Consider the following 15,526-nt stretch of genomic DNA (forward strand, 5'->3'; position numbering starts at 1 on the left):
AAATCTCCGGCAACGGGTGCTGCGCGGTCAAGTCCCGCGGGTCCGGGACCTCGCCGAATACATCCAGAAACACCATCACGACCTCCGATCACCCAGAGGTCTCTCAGAATCGATTTCCACATACCGCACAAGAGTCCTTTTCTACTCATGTGCGATTCCCCTACTCCCCGAGGGGAGAGGAGATTGCCAGCGTCCGCGCCAGTCTCTTCTCCCCAACGGGGAGAAGGTGGCCGCGAAGCGGCCGGATGAGGGGGCTTGCGCTGCCCTGTGCGATTGCAGGCGGCGCGAGGCACACCAGACATCACAAGAACTTGTTCGGTCACACGGCCTTCACAGTCGCGATGGATATGCCGCGCCGGCTTGGCGTATCGTATCGCAAAGCCCTGCGAACAGGAGCACTGCCCATGGCCAGCGACCCGAAGGCATCCGCGCAAAAGCAAGCGGACAACGAGAACGAAAGCGGCGGCGAGTATCTCGAGGCGGCCACCGTGCCGGAGGACGCGCAAGACGCGGCCGACGAGATCCTCGAAGCGCCAGAGGTGCCGGATTCGGAGCCCTCGCCGCCCGGCGCGGCGCGGGTCAAGCCGAAAAAGAAGCCGTCGGCGATCAGCGGCAGAAAGTTCCGCAAGCGCGACCTGGTGCGCATCGACGATCTCAGGCCCAGCCTCTCCGACCGCATCCGCGCCGACCATCCCGACCTGCCGCGCGGCGCCCGTATCAGCCGCCAGGAGCTTTCCCGCTACCGCATGCGCTACATGGAGGAACTGCTGCAGCAGGAGCACGGCGAATTCTCCGAGCTCGACCGCCAGGTGGTGGAATCGATCGCCAGGCAAGACACGATCTCGGAAAACTCGGAAGAGGAGTTCGAGGAGCACCGCTCCTTCGCCGACCGCGTCTCCGACACCATGGCCGAGTTCGGCGGCAGCTGGTGGTTCCTGATCTCGTTCGCGGCCGTGCTGCTGATCTGGATCGGCCTCAACCTCTTGCAGGGCGAGGCCAGGGCGTTCGACCCCTACCCGTTCATCCTGCTCAACCTGATGCTCTCCTGCATCGCCGCCATCCAGGCGCCGGTGATCATGATGAGCCAGAAGCGGCAGGAAGCGAAGGACCGGCTGCGCTCCTTCAACGATTACCGGGTGAACCTCAAGGCCGAGCTCGAAGTGCGGCACCTGCACGAAAAGCTCGACTACCTGATCTCGCGCCAATGGCAGCGGCTGGCCGAAATGCAGCAGATGCAGCTCGACGCCATGCACGAGCTGACCGCGAAGAAGCAGAAGCGGGCGACAAGAGGGGTGCGCAGGAGGGCGGCGAAGAGCGAGGCGGAGGGCGCTGTGGCCGAGTGAGGGCCGCGCCGCCGTACGTGCCTGCGGCAATCGGTGGCTGCCTGCCTTACGTCCTGTGGGCGCACGACCACAGCTTTGCCTTCAAGTTTCTCGCCGCCCCAATTGCCCGTTGAAGCCGGGGGCGGCTTCCGCTAAGAAGCCGTGGCTGGCCGGCTCACCGGCCGGTTCGTTTTCCGGTTTCCCGGGAAGCACCCGTAGCTCAGCTGGATAGAGCGCTGCCCTCCGAAGGCAGAGGTCACAAGTTCGAATCTTGTCGGGTGCGCCATCGATCTCGGTATCGAGGAAGGGCGGGCGATACCCCGCCAGCAACAACTTCATTCGGGGCGCTTGGCGAATTCCTCACCGGCAATCCGCACCGCCTGTTGCACGACGGGATAGCCGCTGTAAGGGACGAGGTTGAGGAGGGTTTCGAGCACCTCCTTGCGGCTCGCGCCGGCATTGAGAGCTGCATTGATGTGGACACGCAGCGGGGCTTCGGCAGTCTTGGTCGCGACCGCGGCCAAGGCCGCGCAGGCCGTCAGCTCGCGGGTCTTGGGATCGATGCCTGGTCTTGAGAAAATATCGCCATACGAGTGCTCGACGATCATCCGACCGATATCCGGCGCAATGTCGTCGAAGCTGCGGATAACAGCCTCACCGGATGCTCCTGAGGTCTGTGCAAGTGTTGCCAGCCCGCGCGCGCGGCGCACCTCCCGGCTCTCGGACGCCGCAGCGGACGGCGCCGCGATCGCCGTGGCGTCGCGGTCTGCCGAGAAGGCCTGTCGAGCGAGGCCGAAGGCGTTGAGAGCAGCGGGAAATCCGGCATAGACGCTAAGCTGCATCAGCGCTTCGGCAATCTCTGCGGGCGACACGCCCTGCTTGAGGGCGGCTTTGAGATGGAAATCGAGAGCTTCGTTGCGGTTGCCGGTCGCCGCCAGCATCGAGATGATGGCGAGGTGCCTGGCCTTCGGTTCCAGACCCTCGCGCGACAAAGCCTCGCCGAAGGCGAATTCAATCGACCAGCGTGCAAGCTCCGGCGAGATCGTCTCAAGAGGCCGCAGATAGTCTTCGCCGTGGACTGCCGAGAAGACTTCCAGGCCGCGCCGGTATCGCTGTGTTCCGTCGTCGCTTGCCGGCGGCGGGGCTTCGAAAGCGATACGTCGTTCCTGGAAGATCTCGCGCACCAGGGCGATCGAATCGACGGCGCAAGGGAAGCCGAGGACCGCCACGGATACGAACAGCAACTCCACCAGATCCTGCGGCCTGCCTCCGGCGTTGAGGAAGCCTGTCATATGAAACTTGAGCTGCGGCTGGACGCTGCCCAGCGCCATCAAACAAGAGACCGTGCATATCTGCCGCAGCGGCAAATCCAGTCCCGGGCGGGAGAGAATATCGCCATAAGGGTATTCGACCATAAAACGCGCCAAGTCCGGCGACGCTTCCGCAAGCCGTTTGATCGGCAAGTCAAAGCCCTCGCCGCCGATTCGCCGAAGAACTTCCATGCCGCGTTCGAAACGCCTGCCGTTCGCTTCTTGAGCCATGGTCTGTCGGCACTCCCTTATCAAGCGCTTCATGTGGAGGTCTCGGGCATTTCGGCCATGCGGCAAGCCGTCGAGCCATCGGACATAGGTCCGCCAGCGACGCATATCGAGAGGCCCACACCGACACAATCATAGCGCCACAGCGTCGATGTAGTGCGCCTCGTCATCGGCTCCTCCCGAGTCGCCACCTCACTTGACTTCATCATCAGTCTACACTTATCATAAGTCATGACTGTTGATAGCGCCCAGCTCTCGGCCCTTGGCGACACCACCCGCAGACAGATTTTCGAGCTGATCGCGGAGCGGCCGCGGTCGGTGGTGGAGATCACGCGGCAGGTCGCCGTGTCGCAGTCGGCGGTGTCGCAGCATCTCAAGGTGCTCAAGGATTCGCGGCTGGTGCGCGCGGAGTCTAAGGGCGCCAGCAACGTCTACCACATCGACCCGCACGGGCTTGGCCAGATGCGCGCCTGGCTCGACCGGTTCTGGAGCAAGACGCTCGCGGCCTACAAGGAGGCCGTCGAGACCCCACCAGAGGAGCAATCATGAATACGAGAGTCCCCATCGCGTCGGTGAAGCAATCAGTCGTGGTCGAGGCGCCGATCGAGCGCGCCTTCAAGGTTTTCACCGAAGGCTTCGGCAGCTTCAAGCCGGCCGAGCACAATCTGCTTGCCGTGCAGATCGCCGAGACGGTGTTCGAGCCCAGGGTCGGCGGCCATGTCTACGACCGCGGCGTCGACGGCAGCGAGTGCCGCTGGGCGCGGGTGCTGGCCTATGAGCCGCCCAACCGGGTGCTTCTGAGCTGGGACATCAGCCCGCAATGGCGGATCGAGACCGACTTGGACAAGACCAGCGAATGGGAAGTGCGGTTTATCGCCGAAACGGCGGGGCGCACCCGCGTCGAGCTCGAACACCGGAACCTGGAGCGCCATGGCCAGGGCTGGGAAAGCGTGCGCGACGGCGTCGGCGGAGACCAGGGCTGGCCGCTTTATCTGCAGCGCTATGCGGAGGTGGTGCGGCGGGTGTGAGGGACGCGTGCGAGTAATCGCATGGGGCGCTCCTGTCTCGGCTTCGCCGAGGCACCTCTTCCCACATTCGTGGGGGCGAGGGAGCTTGGGTTGCACGGTCGAGTTCCTTCGCGCCCCCCTCTGTCCTGCCGGACATCTCCCCCACAAGGGGGGAGATTGGCAGCTTCGGCACCCCCGCTCATCTTTGACACGTTGGAGTCTTTGAGAGGTTGGAGATTGGCGAAAGCTGGCGCGACATCCGATCTCCCCCCTTGTGGGGGAGATGCCCGGCAGGGCAGAGGGGGGCGCTGTCCCGCCGACGTTCGACGCTTAGTCTCTCTGCCCTAACAGGTAGCCAAGTGACCGCGCAGTGGGCTGACGATTGGCCTTCTGAGGCGCCAATCCCTTACCCCAGCGTCTCGCGTATCGCCGCCGCCAGCCGCTCCACCCCTTCCCGCATCTGCGCCGCGCCACAGGCCGCGTAGCCCAGCACCAGTCCCTGCGTCGGGGCCGTGTTCTGGAAATATTTCGACAGCGGCGAGACGTTGATCGCCCTCCTTGCCGCGGCCCGGCTGACCTCGATGTCGTCGATGCCCTCCTTCAGATAGCCCACCACCTGGATGCCGGCCTCGGCGGGCGACAGCGTGATCTCGTCGCGCAGGCGCTCCGAAACGATCTCGCGGAAAAGCTGGCGGCGCTGGGCGTAGATGCGGCGCATGCGTTTCAGGTGCCGGCTCATATGACCTTCGGTGATGAAGTCGGCGAGTGCCGCCTGCAAGAGCAGCGGGGCGAACTGGCCGGTGGTGGAGATGGCGTTGACGATGCGGCCGGCGAGCTCGACCGGCAGCACCATGAAACCGATGCGCAGCGCCGGGAACAGCAGCTTGGCGAAGGTGCCGACATAGATGACGCGGCCGGAGCGATCCATGCTCTGGATCGCCGGCACGGGCCTGCCCTGAAAGCGGTATTCGCCGTCGAAATCGTCCTCGATCACCCAGGCATTCGCGGTCTCGGCGATGTCGAGCAGGCGCAGCCGCTCTTCCATGCGCATGGTGATGCCGAGTGGATGCTGGCAGGCCGGCGTCACATAGACGAGGCGGGGCGAAAAGTCCGGCGCGTCTGACTCTTTGTTGGAGCATGATCTTTCTCCGAAAACCGGTTCCCACTTTTTGCTTTCGCTGACCTTCGGTTCGGGATCATGCTCAAGGCGCCAGCCGCGCTCCTGGTCGACCGGGATGGGTAGGATTTTTGCGCCGGCCACGGTGAAGGCGGCCTTGGCGCCGTAATAGCCGGGCTCCTCCATCCACACCGTGTCGCCGGGGTCGAGCAAAAGGCGGGCGAGCAGATCGAAGGCGGCCTGCGCGCCGGTGGTGACGACGATCTGTCCGGGACGGCAGCGCACGCCGCGCGCGGAGTAGAGATAGCCGGCGATCGCCTCCTTCAGCGCCGGATGGCCGGTCACGTCATAGGTGCCGAACAAGGTCTCGCCGCCATGGCTGGCGCGGCGCGCCACCAGCCGACCCCAGACGCCGAAAGGAAAGCTCGTCGCGTCCGGCATGCCGGGGTGGAAGGCGACGTGCCCTGGCCTGCCGTGATGGCAAGGCTGGCTGAGCAGCTCCTCGCCGCGCCGCGAGGGCTGGCGCAGCGGCACCGGCGGCGCTTCGGCAAAAGCCTCGCGCGGGCCTTCCGGCAGGTCGACGATGACCGGGCGCGCGCCCCGGCGGTTGGCCAGATAGCCTTCGGTGACGAGCTGGTCATAGGCCGAGACGATGGTGTTGCGGCCAAGCCCGAGCTCGGCAGCCAAAGCCCGCGTCGAAGGAAGTTCCGAGCCCGGAGCCAGCGTGCGGTTGCGGATGATGGCGACGAGGCCGTGATAGAGCTGGCGCGACAGATGCTCGGGGCTCGAGCGGTTGACGGCCAGCATGTCGAGCGGGAAGGCCTGGGGCTTGGGGTGGAGGGGGCGCATGGGAGTTAGTCTCTGTGGCCTGCTGGCAACGGAAGCGTCCAAAGAGCTCGCTTTGCAGCGTCGAGTTCCCGCCCACCCCCCTCTGGCCTGCCGGCCATCTCCCGCGCAAGGGGGGAGATCAGATGTCGCCCCGGCTTTCGCCAATCGCCAACATTGCAAAAGGAGCGCCGGCGCTGACACAGCCAATCTCCCCCCTTGCGGGGGAGATGTCCGGCAGGACAGAGGGGCGTGCCTCGCGCCAGCGATGGACGCCTAGGTAGCTCTTCCATATGCCACACCGCTCCCTGGTTCCTCCCCATCCTGCCACAGCCGCCGGCGCGCACAACTGGTTCCTTCATTTTCCGGAAAACTGGACCTCGCGATGGAGACAGAGCGGCGTAGACTCCAACCGCTGACGTTGGGGTAAGACGTCGACGAGAAAACAGGTTCGGGCAAGGCAACTGGGAGGGCGTCTGGCCAAACGAACGAGGCAGGGCTTTGCTCCTGCCGCCCGCAGCCATTTCCCTCCCGAAACTCACACCGCGCGGCTTTTCGGCTGTCGGTGGAAAGCGAGCAATGACCACAGTTCGACTTGGCATCAATCCGATCACCTGGACCAATGACGACGTGCCGGAATTGGGCGGCGACACGCCGCTCGAGACCTGCCTCAGCGAAACCGCGCAAGCGGGCTATGCGGGAACGGAGCTCGGCGGCAAGTTTCCGCGCGACAGCCGCAGGCTCGGTCCCATCCTCGGCCGTTATGGGCTGGCGCTGGTTTCCGGCTGGTATGACGGCCGCATCTGCGAGAAAGAGGTCGAGGACGAGTTCGAGGCGATCCGGCCGCATCTGGCGCTGCTCAGGGACCTCGGCGCAAAACATGTCGTCTATGCCGACACCTCGCGCGGCCGCCACAGCGCGATCCACGATCCGATCTCGCAGCGGCCAAGGCTTTCGGCCGAAGAGTGGAAGCCCTACGGCGAAAAGATCACGCGGCTGGCCGAACGTTTTGCTGATTTCGGCGTCGGCATGGCCTTTCATCATCACATGGGCACGATCGTCGAGACCGACGAAGAGATCGACATGCTGATGAAGGTCACCGGCGAGGCCGTCGGGCTGCTCTACGACACCGGCCACTGCGCCTTCTCCGGCGGCGACCCGGAGCGGCTGTTACGCCGGCATGTCGGCCGCGTCGTCCATGTCCATTGCAAGGACGTGCGCCCGGCGGTGCTGAAGAAGGCGCGCGCCACCGACATGAGCTTCATGGGCGCGGTGATGGAAGGCATCTTCACCGTGCCGGGCGACGGCGCGATCGACTATGCGAGCCTGCTGAAGATTCTCGCCGACAAGGGCTATTCCGGCTGGCTGGTGGTCGAGGCCGAGCAGGATCCGGCCAAGGCGCATCCCTTGACCTATGCGATAATGGGCTACCGCAACCTGCGCGACCTCGCCCGCAAGGCCGGGTTCACCGTCGACGAGCGGAAGGGCTGAAGGCAGAATGGGGCGCCGGGGAAGGCGATGAGTTCGGTCCTGTTCAGAAACGTGGTCAAGAATTTCGGCGCGCTCAACGTGCTGCGATCGCTCGACCTCGCCGTGCCGGATCACAAATTCCTCGCGCTGCTCGGCCCGTCGGGCTGCGGCAAGACGACGGCGCTGCGCATTTTGGCGGGACTCGACATGCCGACCGCCGGCAAGGTCTTCATCGGCGAGCGCGACGTCACCCGGCTGCAGCCGCGCGACCGCGACATCGCCATGGTGTTCCAGAGCTACGCGCTCTATCCGCAGATGACGGTCGCCGAAAACATCGGCTATCCGCTGTGGATCCGCGGCACTCCGGACACGGAGCGAAAGGCCAAGATCGGCGAGGTCGCCTCGATCCTCGAAATCGGCCATCTGCTCGACCGACGGCCGCGCCAGCTTTCCGGCGGCCAGCGCCAGCGCGTGGCGCTGGCCCGCGCCATCGTGCGCGACCCGGCAGCCTTCCTGATGGACGAGCCGCTGTCCAATCTCGACGCGCGGCTGCGACTCACCATGCGCGGCGAGATCAAGCGGCTCTGCCAGCGCCTCAGCGCCACCACCATCTACGTCACCCACGACCAGGTCGAGGCCCTGACGATGGCTGACCTGGTCGCCGTCATGCATGGCGGCGAATTGCAGCAGATGGCGCCGCCCATCGAGGTCTACGACCGTCCGGCAAACCGCTTCGTCGCCACCTTCGTCGGTAACCCGCCGATGAACATCCTGCCGGCGGCACTCGCCGAGCAAGGCGTGAAGGTCGGCGCCAGGATCGTGCCGTTGGAGCAAACGCGGCTCACCCAATGCCGCCAGGCCGAGATCGTCGAGATCGGGCTGCGCCCGGAAGACTGCAGCGTCGCCCAGCCAGGCGAACCGTGCGCGCTGCCCGGCGAAATCTACGTCGTCGAGCCGATGGGCAACGAGACGCTGGTCAATGTCCGCCTCGAAGGCGGCAACGTCTCTGTACGGGCCGGCCGCGATTTCAGGGGCGCGGTCGGCGAAAGCATCGGCGTCGCCTTCGACCCGGCGAACGCCTGTTTCTTCAATTCGGCCGGCCTCACCGCCGTCCACAGGGTCAACAGCAATGGGAGAGTGAAATGATGCATTCCAGCAGACTTACTCGCCGCTCCGTTATCAAGGGCGGGCTTGGCCTGGCTTTAGCCACCACGGCCCTCACCACGCTCGGTCTGCCCATGCCCGCCAGGGCAGCCGGCAAGAAGGTCATCATCGGCGCCTTCGCCGATGGCGGGCTGACGCCCTTCAAGCAGAAGATCATCCCGCTGGCGAAGGAGCAGGGCTTCGACATCGAATTCCTCGAGGATGAATACGGCGTGACGCTGGAGAAATGGTTCGCCGACGCCCAGAGCGGCGCCGGCCAGTACGACCTCTATCTGCTCGACGATCCATGGGTGCCGCAGTTCGGCGCCGCCAACGTGCTCGAGGATCTCGGCGCCGGCGGCATCGACGGCTCCGACAAGGACTGGATCGGCTCGATGATCGACATGGGCTACTGGCCGCCGCAGCAGGGGCCGCGCGTCAAGGGCTTCGAAAGCGCCAAGCCGACGCTGATCTGCGTGCCGTTCGTCGGCGACCTGCAGACGCTCACCTACCGCAACGACGTCTTCACCGACGGCGCGCCCAAGACCTGGGACGAGGTGATCGCCAAGGGCAAGGAAGGCGTCGCCGCCGGCAAGATCAAATATCCGGTCGTCTTCCGCGGCGTCTCCGGCAACCCGATCGTCACCAGCTGGTATCCGGTCTTCCTGTCGTTCGGCGGCTCCTTCTTCGACGACAAGTGGAACCCGATCTTCAATTCGGCCGAAGGCAAGGCATCCGCGGATTTCTTCGTCGGCACGATGAAGCAGAACGCGCCGAGCGGGGTGGTCGAGTTCGACTCCGATCAGGAAGGGGCGGCGATCCTCGGCGGCGAGGCCGGCGCCATCATCCAGTATTCCGGCAATGCGCTGAAGGCCGACGATCCTGCTCAGACCAAGGTGGCGGGCAGGCTCGATTTCGGCGTCGTGCCTAGCCAGGCAAAGGCGATCGCGCAGATGGGCATCTTCATCGCCGGCGTGCCGAAATCGGCGCCCAACAAGACGAACGCGATCGAGTTCCTGAAGTGGTATGTCAGCGCCGAGACCCAGGCGAAGCTCTCGGAAGCGGGCTCGATCCCGGTCAAGCGCAGTGCCTTCGGCATCGCCAAGCCGGGCAACCGGCTGATCCCGGTCGCCCTCAAGCAGCTCGACGCCGGCGCGCTGCCGAGGCCGCGCACGCCCGACTGGGCGAAGGTCGAGGAACTGCTCGGCATCGAGCTCAACAAGGCGCTGCAGGCCGGTTCCGGCGGCGGCGCGGCGCTCGACACGGCCGCCAAGCAGGTCAAGGATTATCTGACCACGGCCGGGTACTACTGATGCAAGGCGCAGCGCAGGCGCGCAAATATCGCCTGCAGGGGGCGGGGCTCGACCTCGCCCTCCCATACCTCATGCTGGCGCCGGGCCTGATGATCGTGCTCGGCGTGCTCGTCTATCCGCTGTGGGACGGTCTCAGGGCCAGCACCAGGGCCTACCGCTACGGCTCGCCGATCGCCGATGTCGGCCTGCAGAATTATTTGCATCTGTGGAGCGACACGCAGTTCCTCAACGCGCTCTGGATCACCGTGAAGTTCGTGGCGCTGTCGGTGTCCTTCGAGGCGGTGCTGGGCTTTGCGCTGGCGCTGTTCTGCCTGCGCGAATTTCGCGGCATCCGCCTGCTCAGGACAGTGCTCATCATCCCGATGGTGATCACGCCGGTCGTCGTCGCCATCGTCTTTCGCCTGATCTATGCCAGCGACGCCGGCATGCTGACGGCGCTGTCGGAGGCGATCGGCGGCGGCGAAGCGCAGATCCTCGGCAACCCGCTCAACGCCTTCATCGGGCTTGTCGTGCTCGACGTCTGGGAGTGGACGCCGCTGATGTTCCTGATCCTGCTCGCCGGGCTGCAATCGCTGCCGCACGAGCCGTTCGAGGCCGCGCGCGTCGACGGCGCCGGGGCCTGGCGCGTCTTTGCCGATCTGACGTTCCCGATGATGCGGCCGGTACTGGCGGTCGCCATCGTGCTCAGGACCATCGATGCCTTCGGCACCTTCGACCAGGTCTTCGTGTTGACCCGTGGCGGGCCGGGCGAGGCGACGAGGCTGATCTCTATCTACGGCTACGACACCGCGTTCAAGTTCCAGCAGACCGGCTACGCGGCGGCGCTGTTCGTGACGATCGGCCTCGTCGTGCTCGCGCTCGCCTTCAGCGCCATCCGGCTTCTGCGCAGGATCGACGCGTCATGAGCACCCGTCTGGCGCGCATCGTCACGACCCTCTTCGTCCTGGCCGTCGTGCTTTTGCCAATCTACTGGCTGGTCTCCACCTCGCTCAAGTCCAACCGCGAGATCACGCAGGAAGGCACCCTCTACCCGCACGTGCCGACGCTCGACAACTATGTCCGGCTGTTCACCGAAAAGCAGTTCGGTTCCTACCTGACGAACTCGCTGGTGGTGACCTTCTTCTCCGTCGCCATCGCGCTGGTCGTCGGCGCCATGGGCGCCTATGCGATCGTCAGGTTCCGCCTGCCTTTCGCCATGGAGGGCAAGGTCGGCCTGTTCCTTTTGACGCTGCGCATCATCCCGCCGGTGGTCATCCTGATCCCGGTCTATCTCTTGATGCTCAGCCTCGGCCTGCTCGATACATGGCTCGGTCTGATCGCCACCTACACCGCCTTCAACGTCACCTTCTGCGTCTGGATGATGGAAAGCTTCTTCCGCGAGATCCCCGTCGATCTCGAGGAGGCCGCGATGGTCGACGGCGATTCGCGCTTCGGCGCGTTCCGCCGCATCACGCTGCCGCTGGCGGCGCCCGGGCTCGCGGCGACCGCGATCTTTGCGGTGCTGGTCACCTTCAACGAGTTTCTGTTCGCGCTGGCGCTGACGGCGACGCCGCGCGCGATGACCATGCCGCGCGGCACGGCAACGCTGATCGGCCGCATCGACACCGACTGGGCTTCGATGGCGGCGGCCGGCGTCATCGGCGCGCTGCCCATCGTCTTCTTCGCGCTCCTGGTGCAGCGCCATCTGGTGCGCGGGCTCACCATGGGCGCGGTGAAATGAATGCCCCGGCGAAACATGAACGTGCCACGACAGGCGCGACCTGACAGGAAAGTCGAACGCATGATGGATGTTTGTCTGTTCGGGGTGGGACTGATCGGCCGCGTGCACGCCGGCAATCTCGCGCGCCATCCAAGGGTGCGGCTGCGCTACATCGTCGATCCCAATCGCGAGGCGGCCGCCAAGGTCGCCGCCGTCACCGGCGCCGATATCGTCGACACCGAGACGGTGATGAACGATCCGTCGGTGAAGATGGTGTTCATTGCCTCGGCGACGCGCACGCATGCCGAGCTTGCCATGGCAGCGGCGGCGAAAGGCAAGGCGATCTTCTGCGAGAAGCCGATCGATCTCGACCTCAAGCGCACGGACGAGTGCCTGGCCGCGGTCGAGAAAGCCGGCGTGCCGTTCCAGATCGGCTTCAACCGCCGTTTCGATCCGACCTTCCGGGCGCTGAAGGAGCGCCTTGCCGCCGGCGAGATCGGCGCCGTCGAGCAGGTCATCATCACCAGCCGCGACCCCGAACCCGAAACCGAGGAAGCGCTGGCCGGGGGCGGAGGTGTCTTTCGCGAGATGACCATCCACGACTTCGACATGGCGCGGAACCTGCTTGGCGAGGAGCCGGCCGAGCTTTTTGCAACCGGCTCCTCGCTGGTGGCGCCGCAATACAGGAAGCTCGGCGACTACGACACCGCGATGTTCATCCTGCGGACCGCGTCCGGCCGGCAGTGCCACATCAACAACAGCGTCAGGGCCGCCTACGGCTACGACCAGCGCATCGAGGTGCATGGCGCAGAGGGCATGCTGCAGGCCGGCAACCGGCTGCCGACCTCGGTCGAGATGTACGGCGGCAAAGGCATATCGCGCGACAAGCCCTACTACTTCTTCGTCGAACGCTACGCCGAGTCCTACGCCGCCGAGATCGATCATTTCATCACCTGCGTCGAAACCGGCAGGAAGCCCGCCGTCACCGCCGGCGACGGCCGCAAGGCCATGATCCTTTGCGAGGCGGCGCTTGCCTCCGCCAGATCCGGCAGGTTCGAGCCTGTGAAGCTCTGAGCGGATGGTCTCAACTCGGGAGTCCTGAAAATGAAGATCGGCATGATCACCGACAGCCTGGGCAACCTTTCCTTCGACGAGATGCTCAACGCCTCGGCCGAGCTTGGCCTGGAGACGCTGGAATTCGCCTGCGGCAACTGGTCGTCGGCGCCGCACATCGATCTCGCGGCCATGCTGGACGGCGCTGCCACCCGCGCCGAATTCGTCGCCAAGGTCCGCGACCACGGGCTGACGATCGCTGCCCTCAACTGCTCGGGCAACCCGCTGCATCCGGGACCGCAGGGCAAGAAGCACCGTCAGGTGACCGAGGACACGATCCGGCTGGCGAGCCTGATGGGGATCGATCGCGTGGTGATGATGTCCGGCTTGCCCGGCGGCCCGGGCGATGCCAACCCCAACTGGATCATCACCGACTGGCCGCCCGAATGCGCCGATATCCAACGCTACCAGTGGGACGACTGCATCATTCCCTACTGGCGCGATCTCGTCAGCTTCGCGAACAATCTCGGCATAGGCAAATTGTGCCTCGAGCTGCACGGCCATCAGGCCGTCTACAACGTCCAGACGCTGTTTAGGCTTCGCGATGCCGTCGGCGAAACGGTCGGTGCGAACTACGATCCGAGCCACCCGCTCTGGATGGGCGCCGATCCAATCGCCGCCGTGCGCAAGCTCGGCTCGGCGATCTACTATGTGCATGCCAAGGATACGCGCATCGAACCGATACCGGCGGCCGTCGACGGCGTGCTCGATGCGCGTCCGCCGAACCACTATGCCGATCGGGCCTGGAACTACATCACGCTGGGCTATGGTCACGGCGAGATCTGGTGGCGGCAATTCTGCGTCGCGCTGAAGCAGGTCGGCTACGATGACGTGCTCTCCATCGAGCACGAGGACATGATGCTGTCGCCGATGGAAGGCATGCGCAAATCCGTGGCGTTGCTGCGCAACGTCGCCATCAATCTGGCTTGATGCAGGCGGATCGCCTCGCAAGGCCGATGCCGCCGCCGAGCCTGGTCGCGGCGCTGGCGTGCGAGCCGAAGCTCGTCGCCAAGCATCCGGCGCTCGGCGATTTCCTGCGCAGCCGATGGGCCGACGCCGCCTTCATGACGGCGGCCGGCATGGCCGAGGCCACCGGGCTTCCAACCACCACGCTGATCAGGCTGCTGACGCTTCTCGGCTATTCGAACTTCCGCAGTTTCCGCGACGCTGTGCGCGCGCAGCTCAGATCGGGCTGAAGGTCAGGGCACGATCCCCCTGCAGGCCCACGCAACGTTGGCGAAGGATCTCGGCCCATCCGGCCGTCCGGCCTCATAGGCATCGCGGACGGCGGCTTCGACGCGCGTCCGCTCCGCCGCATCGAGCGTGGTCATGAACTTGCCGAGCGGGCCTTCGCCGGCGCCGATCGGCGCCCAGTAGTCATCGAAGTTCTGGTAGTCCATACGGATCGTCAGCTCGGTTTCGCTGACGTCTGCCAGGCCCTGTTCGACAAAGGTCCGCTGCATCTCGCCGGGCTGCATCATCGGCTGGAAGCAATAGCGATTGCGCATCTGGCGCCCGGCCTCGCTGAGCGCCGCCACCGTGTCGATCATCATGCGCATGCCCGTCATGCCGCCGAGATGGTCCCAGACCACCGCAGCGACCACGCCGCCCGGCCGCACCACGCGGCGCATCTCGGCCACCGCCTTGCCGGCTTCCGGAACGAAATGAAGCACGAGCAGGGCAAGGGCACGGTCGAACGCGCCGTCCGTGAACGGCAGGGCGGTGGCGTCCGCCTGAAGGATGGTGACGCGCGGATCGGTGTTCCTCTCCTTCGCCGCGGCAACGAAGACCGGCGAGAAGTCGATTGCTCGGATCTCGGCGAGACCGGCGGATTTCGTCAGTTCGAAGGTCAGGCTGCCGGTGCCGCAGCCGACGTCGAGGATCTTTTCGCCTTTGGCCAGGCCGGCGAAGTCGATGAACTTGGGGGCCAGCCTGCGACTCCAGCGCCCCATGAGCTGCTCATAGCCGGACGCCGCGTGAACGGTGAAGCTCGATGTCATCAAGGCCCTCCCTGGTTATGCGTCCAAGCTAAGTCTCGACGGCATTGCTGCCAAGCGCAAAGCAATCGACGTTATCGAACGCAGAATAGTGCCATGCGTGCCGGCGGCTATGTGCGCGACTTCACGGTGGCCAATCTATGGATGAGCCTCAAGCTTTCGAAAACAGCGCCTGCACCGTCTCTATCGGCATCAGCATCACCCGCTCGCCCAGCGGAGACGCAATGAAGCCGTGCCGTTGATAAAAACCCATCGCTTCATCGTCGATCGCATGCGTCACCACGGCACGAACCCCGGCAATGTCCGAGACCGCTAGACAGCGCCGCAGCGCATCCGAAAGCAGGTCGCTGCCTAAGCCTACTCCCTGGAACGCCTGATCGACGGCCAGACGGCCGATCAGCAGCAAAGGGATTTGCTCGGGCATGCCGTGCCGCAGCCGGGCGCTTGGCAGCGCAACCCGCTCCTCCATCGCCGTCGAGATCGCGTAATAGCCGACGACGCGATCGTTCGCGTCCGCGTCACAGACGACATAGGTTCGGGCTGACAGGCCCTCGCCGGCCAAGGCGCGATTGCGCAGCCAGTCGTCGAGGGATGGATGCTTGCCGTTGCGAAATTCGGAAACGTCGTGGCCGACGGTCAGCCGTTCCGGAGGGCGGATTTGCAGTTGCCCAGCGGGCATCAGCGCTCCCAGGCCGGCTTGCGCGTCATCCGCGCGCGAAGTTCCTCGGACGGTTTGCTGGGCGTGTCGAGCAGATCGAGAAATTTCTCATGCGCATCCGCGTCGAGAAAGAAGGCGCGCTGATCGAGGATGGTCTCCTCCGCCTGTTTGCGGGCGCTGTCGAGCATGAACTCCGACAGTTTCTGCCCGCGCAAGCTCGCGGCGCGGCTAAGAACAGCCTTCATCCCCGCCGAGGCGCGGATCTGAATCACATCATCCTTCCGCGCTGCGTCGCGACTCGACCGCGTCATCGAAAATCCTCCT

Annotated in this window: 16 protein-coding genes and 1 tRNA gene; 12 read left to right on the forward strand and 5 right to left on the reverse strand. The window is 65.2% G+C overall.

Going from position 1 to position 15,526, the window contains the following annotated elements:
- Positions 1-404: 404 nt before the first annotated feature.
- Both P9236_RS29465 and P9236_RS29470 read left to right on the forward strand, forming a co-directional pair.
- On the forward strand, positions 405-1,343 hold the full coding sequence (locus tag P9236_RS29465) for a DUF1003 domain-containing protein (protein ID WP_278078088.1): 939 nt from the start codon (positions 405-407) through the stop codon (positions 1,341-1,343).
- 188 nt (positions 1,344-1,531) lie between these two features.
- Positions 1,532-1,608, forward strand: a tRNA-Arg gene (locus tag P9236_RS29470).
- 49 nt (positions 1,609-1,657) lie between these two features.
- Here P9236_RS29470 and P9236_RS29475 read toward each other — a convergent pair.
- Positions 1,658-2,896: a carboxymuconolactone decarboxylase family protein gene (locus tag P9236_RS29475; RefSeq protein ID WP_278078089.1), complete on the reverse strand. Its 1,239-nt coding sequence runs from the start codon at positions 2,894-2,896 to the stop codon at positions 1,658-1,660.
- A gap of 195 nt (positions 2,897-3,091) precedes the next feature.
- On the opposite strand from P9236_RS29475, the gene P9236_RS29480 reads away from it, so the two are divergent.
- On the forward strand, positions 3,092-3,409 hold the full coding sequence (locus tag P9236_RS29480) for a metalloregulator ArsR/SmtB family transcription factor (protein WP_278078090.1): 318 nt from the start codon (positions 3,092-3,094) through the stop codon (positions 3,407-3,409).
- Complete coding sequence (locus P9236_RS29485; RefSeq protein ID WP_278078091.1) at positions 3,406-3,888, forward strand: SRPBCC family protein; 483 nt, start codon at positions 3,406-3,408, stop codon at positions 3,886-3,888. Before P9236_RS29480 ends, P9236_RS29485 begins: the two co-directional genes overlap by 4 nt.
- Positions 3,889-4,273: 385 nt before the next feature.
- On the opposite strand, the gene P9236_RS29490 is transcribed toward P9236_RS29485, so the two are convergent.
- The gene (locus P9236_RS29490; protein ID WP_278078092.1) at positions 4,274-5,833 is read right to left on the reverse strand and encodes a PLP-dependent aminotransferase family protein; all 1,560 of its coding nucleotides are present in this window, start codon (positions 5,831-5,833) and stop codon (positions 4,274-4,276) included.
- Between the two features lie 555 nt (positions 5,834-6,388).
- On the opposite strand from P9236_RS29490, the gene iolE reads away from it, so the two are divergent.
- Genes iolE through P9236_RS29530 form a run of 8 tightly spaced genes read left to right on the forward strand, consistent with a single transcriptional unit; the run spans position 6,389 to position 13,743 of the window.
- On the forward strand, positions 6,389-7,300 hold the full coding sequence (iolE, locus tag P9236_RS29495) for a myo-inosose-2 dehydratase (protein ID WP_278078093.1): 912 nt from the start codon (positions 6,389-6,391) through the stop codon (positions 7,298-7,300).
- 27 nt (positions 7,301-7,327) lie between these two features.
- Complete coding sequence (locus tag P9236_RS29500; RefSeq protein WP_278078094.1) at positions 7,328-8,425, forward strand: ABC transporter ATP-binding protein; 1,098 nt, start codon at positions 7,328-7,330, stop codon at positions 8,423-8,425.
- A complete protein-coding gene (locus tag P9236_RS29505) occupies positions 8,422-9,735 on the forward strand; it encodes an extracellular solute-binding protein (RefSeq protein ID WP_278078095.1) in 1,314 nt (437 codons plus the stop codon). Before P9236_RS29500 ends, P9236_RS29505 begins: the two co-directional genes overlap by 4 nt.
- On the forward strand, positions 9,735-10,640 hold the full coding sequence (locus tag P9236_RS29510; RefSeq protein ID WP_278078096.1) for a sugar ABC transporter permease: 906 nt from the start codon (positions 9,735-9,737) through the stop codon (positions 10,638-10,640). Before P9236_RS29505 ends, P9236_RS29510 begins: the two co-directional genes overlap by 1 nt.
- Positions 10,637-11,455, forward strand: coding sequence for a carbohydrate ABC transporter permease (locus P9236_RS29515; RefSeq protein ID WP_278078097.1), 819 nt, complete (start codon positions 10,637-10,639; stop codon positions 11,453-11,455). Before P9236_RS29510 ends, P9236_RS29515 begins: the two co-directional genes overlap by 4 nt.
- A 60-nt stretch (positions 11,456-11,515) precedes the next feature.
- Complete coding sequence (gene iolG, locus P9236_RS29520) at positions 11,516-12,508, forward strand: inositol 2-dehydrogenase (RefSeq protein ID WP_278078098.1); 993 nt, start codon at positions 11,516-11,518, stop codon at positions 12,506-12,508.
- 30 nt (positions 12,509-12,538) lie between these two features.
- Complete coding sequence (locus P9236_RS29525) at positions 12,539-13,477, forward strand: sugar phosphate isomerase/epimerase (protein WP_278078099.1); 939 nt, start codon at positions 12,539-12,541, stop codon at positions 13,475-13,477.
- The gene (locus P9236_RS29530) at positions 13,477-13,743 is read left to right on the forward strand and encodes a hypothetical protein (protein ID WP_278078100.1); all 267 of its coding nucleotides are present in this window, start codon (positions 13,477-13,479) and stop codon (positions 13,741-13,743) included. Before P9236_RS29525 ends, P9236_RS29530 begins: the two co-directional genes overlap by 1 nt.
- A gap of 3 nt (positions 13,744-13,746) precedes the next feature.
- On the opposite strand, the gene P9236_RS29535 is transcribed toward P9236_RS29530, so the two are convergent.
- From P9236_RS29535 to P9236_RS29545, 3 genes are all read right to left on the reverse strand, one after another.
- Positions 13,747-14,547 carry a class I SAM-dependent methyltransferase gene (locus P9236_RS29535; RefSeq protein ID WP_278078101.1) on the reverse strand — a complete coding sequence of 267 codons (801 nt, stop codon included), beginning with the start codon at positions 14,545-14,547 and terminating at the stop codon, positions 13,747-13,749.
- Between the two features lie 148 nt (positions 14,548-14,695).
- On the reverse strand, positions 14,696-15,223 hold the full coding sequence (locus P9236_RS29540) for a GNAT family N-acetyltransferase (protein ID WP_278078102.1): 528 nt from the start codon (positions 15,221-15,223) through the stop codon (positions 14,696-14,698).
- Complete coding sequence (locus P9236_RS29545) at positions 15,223-15,513, reverse strand: DUF1778 domain-containing protein (RefSeq protein ID WP_278078103.1); 291 nt, start codon at positions 15,511-15,513, stop codon at positions 15,223-15,225. The genes P9236_RS29540 and P9236_RS29545 overlap by 1 nt, the downstream gene beginning before the upstream one ends.
- Between the last annotated feature and the right edge of the window lie 13 nt (positions 15,514-15,526).

Source organism: Mesorhizobium sp. WSM4884 (assembly GCF_029625675.1).
Lineage (GTDB): Bacteria > Pseudomonadota > Alphaproteobacteria > Rhizobiales > Rhizobiaceae > Mesorhizobium.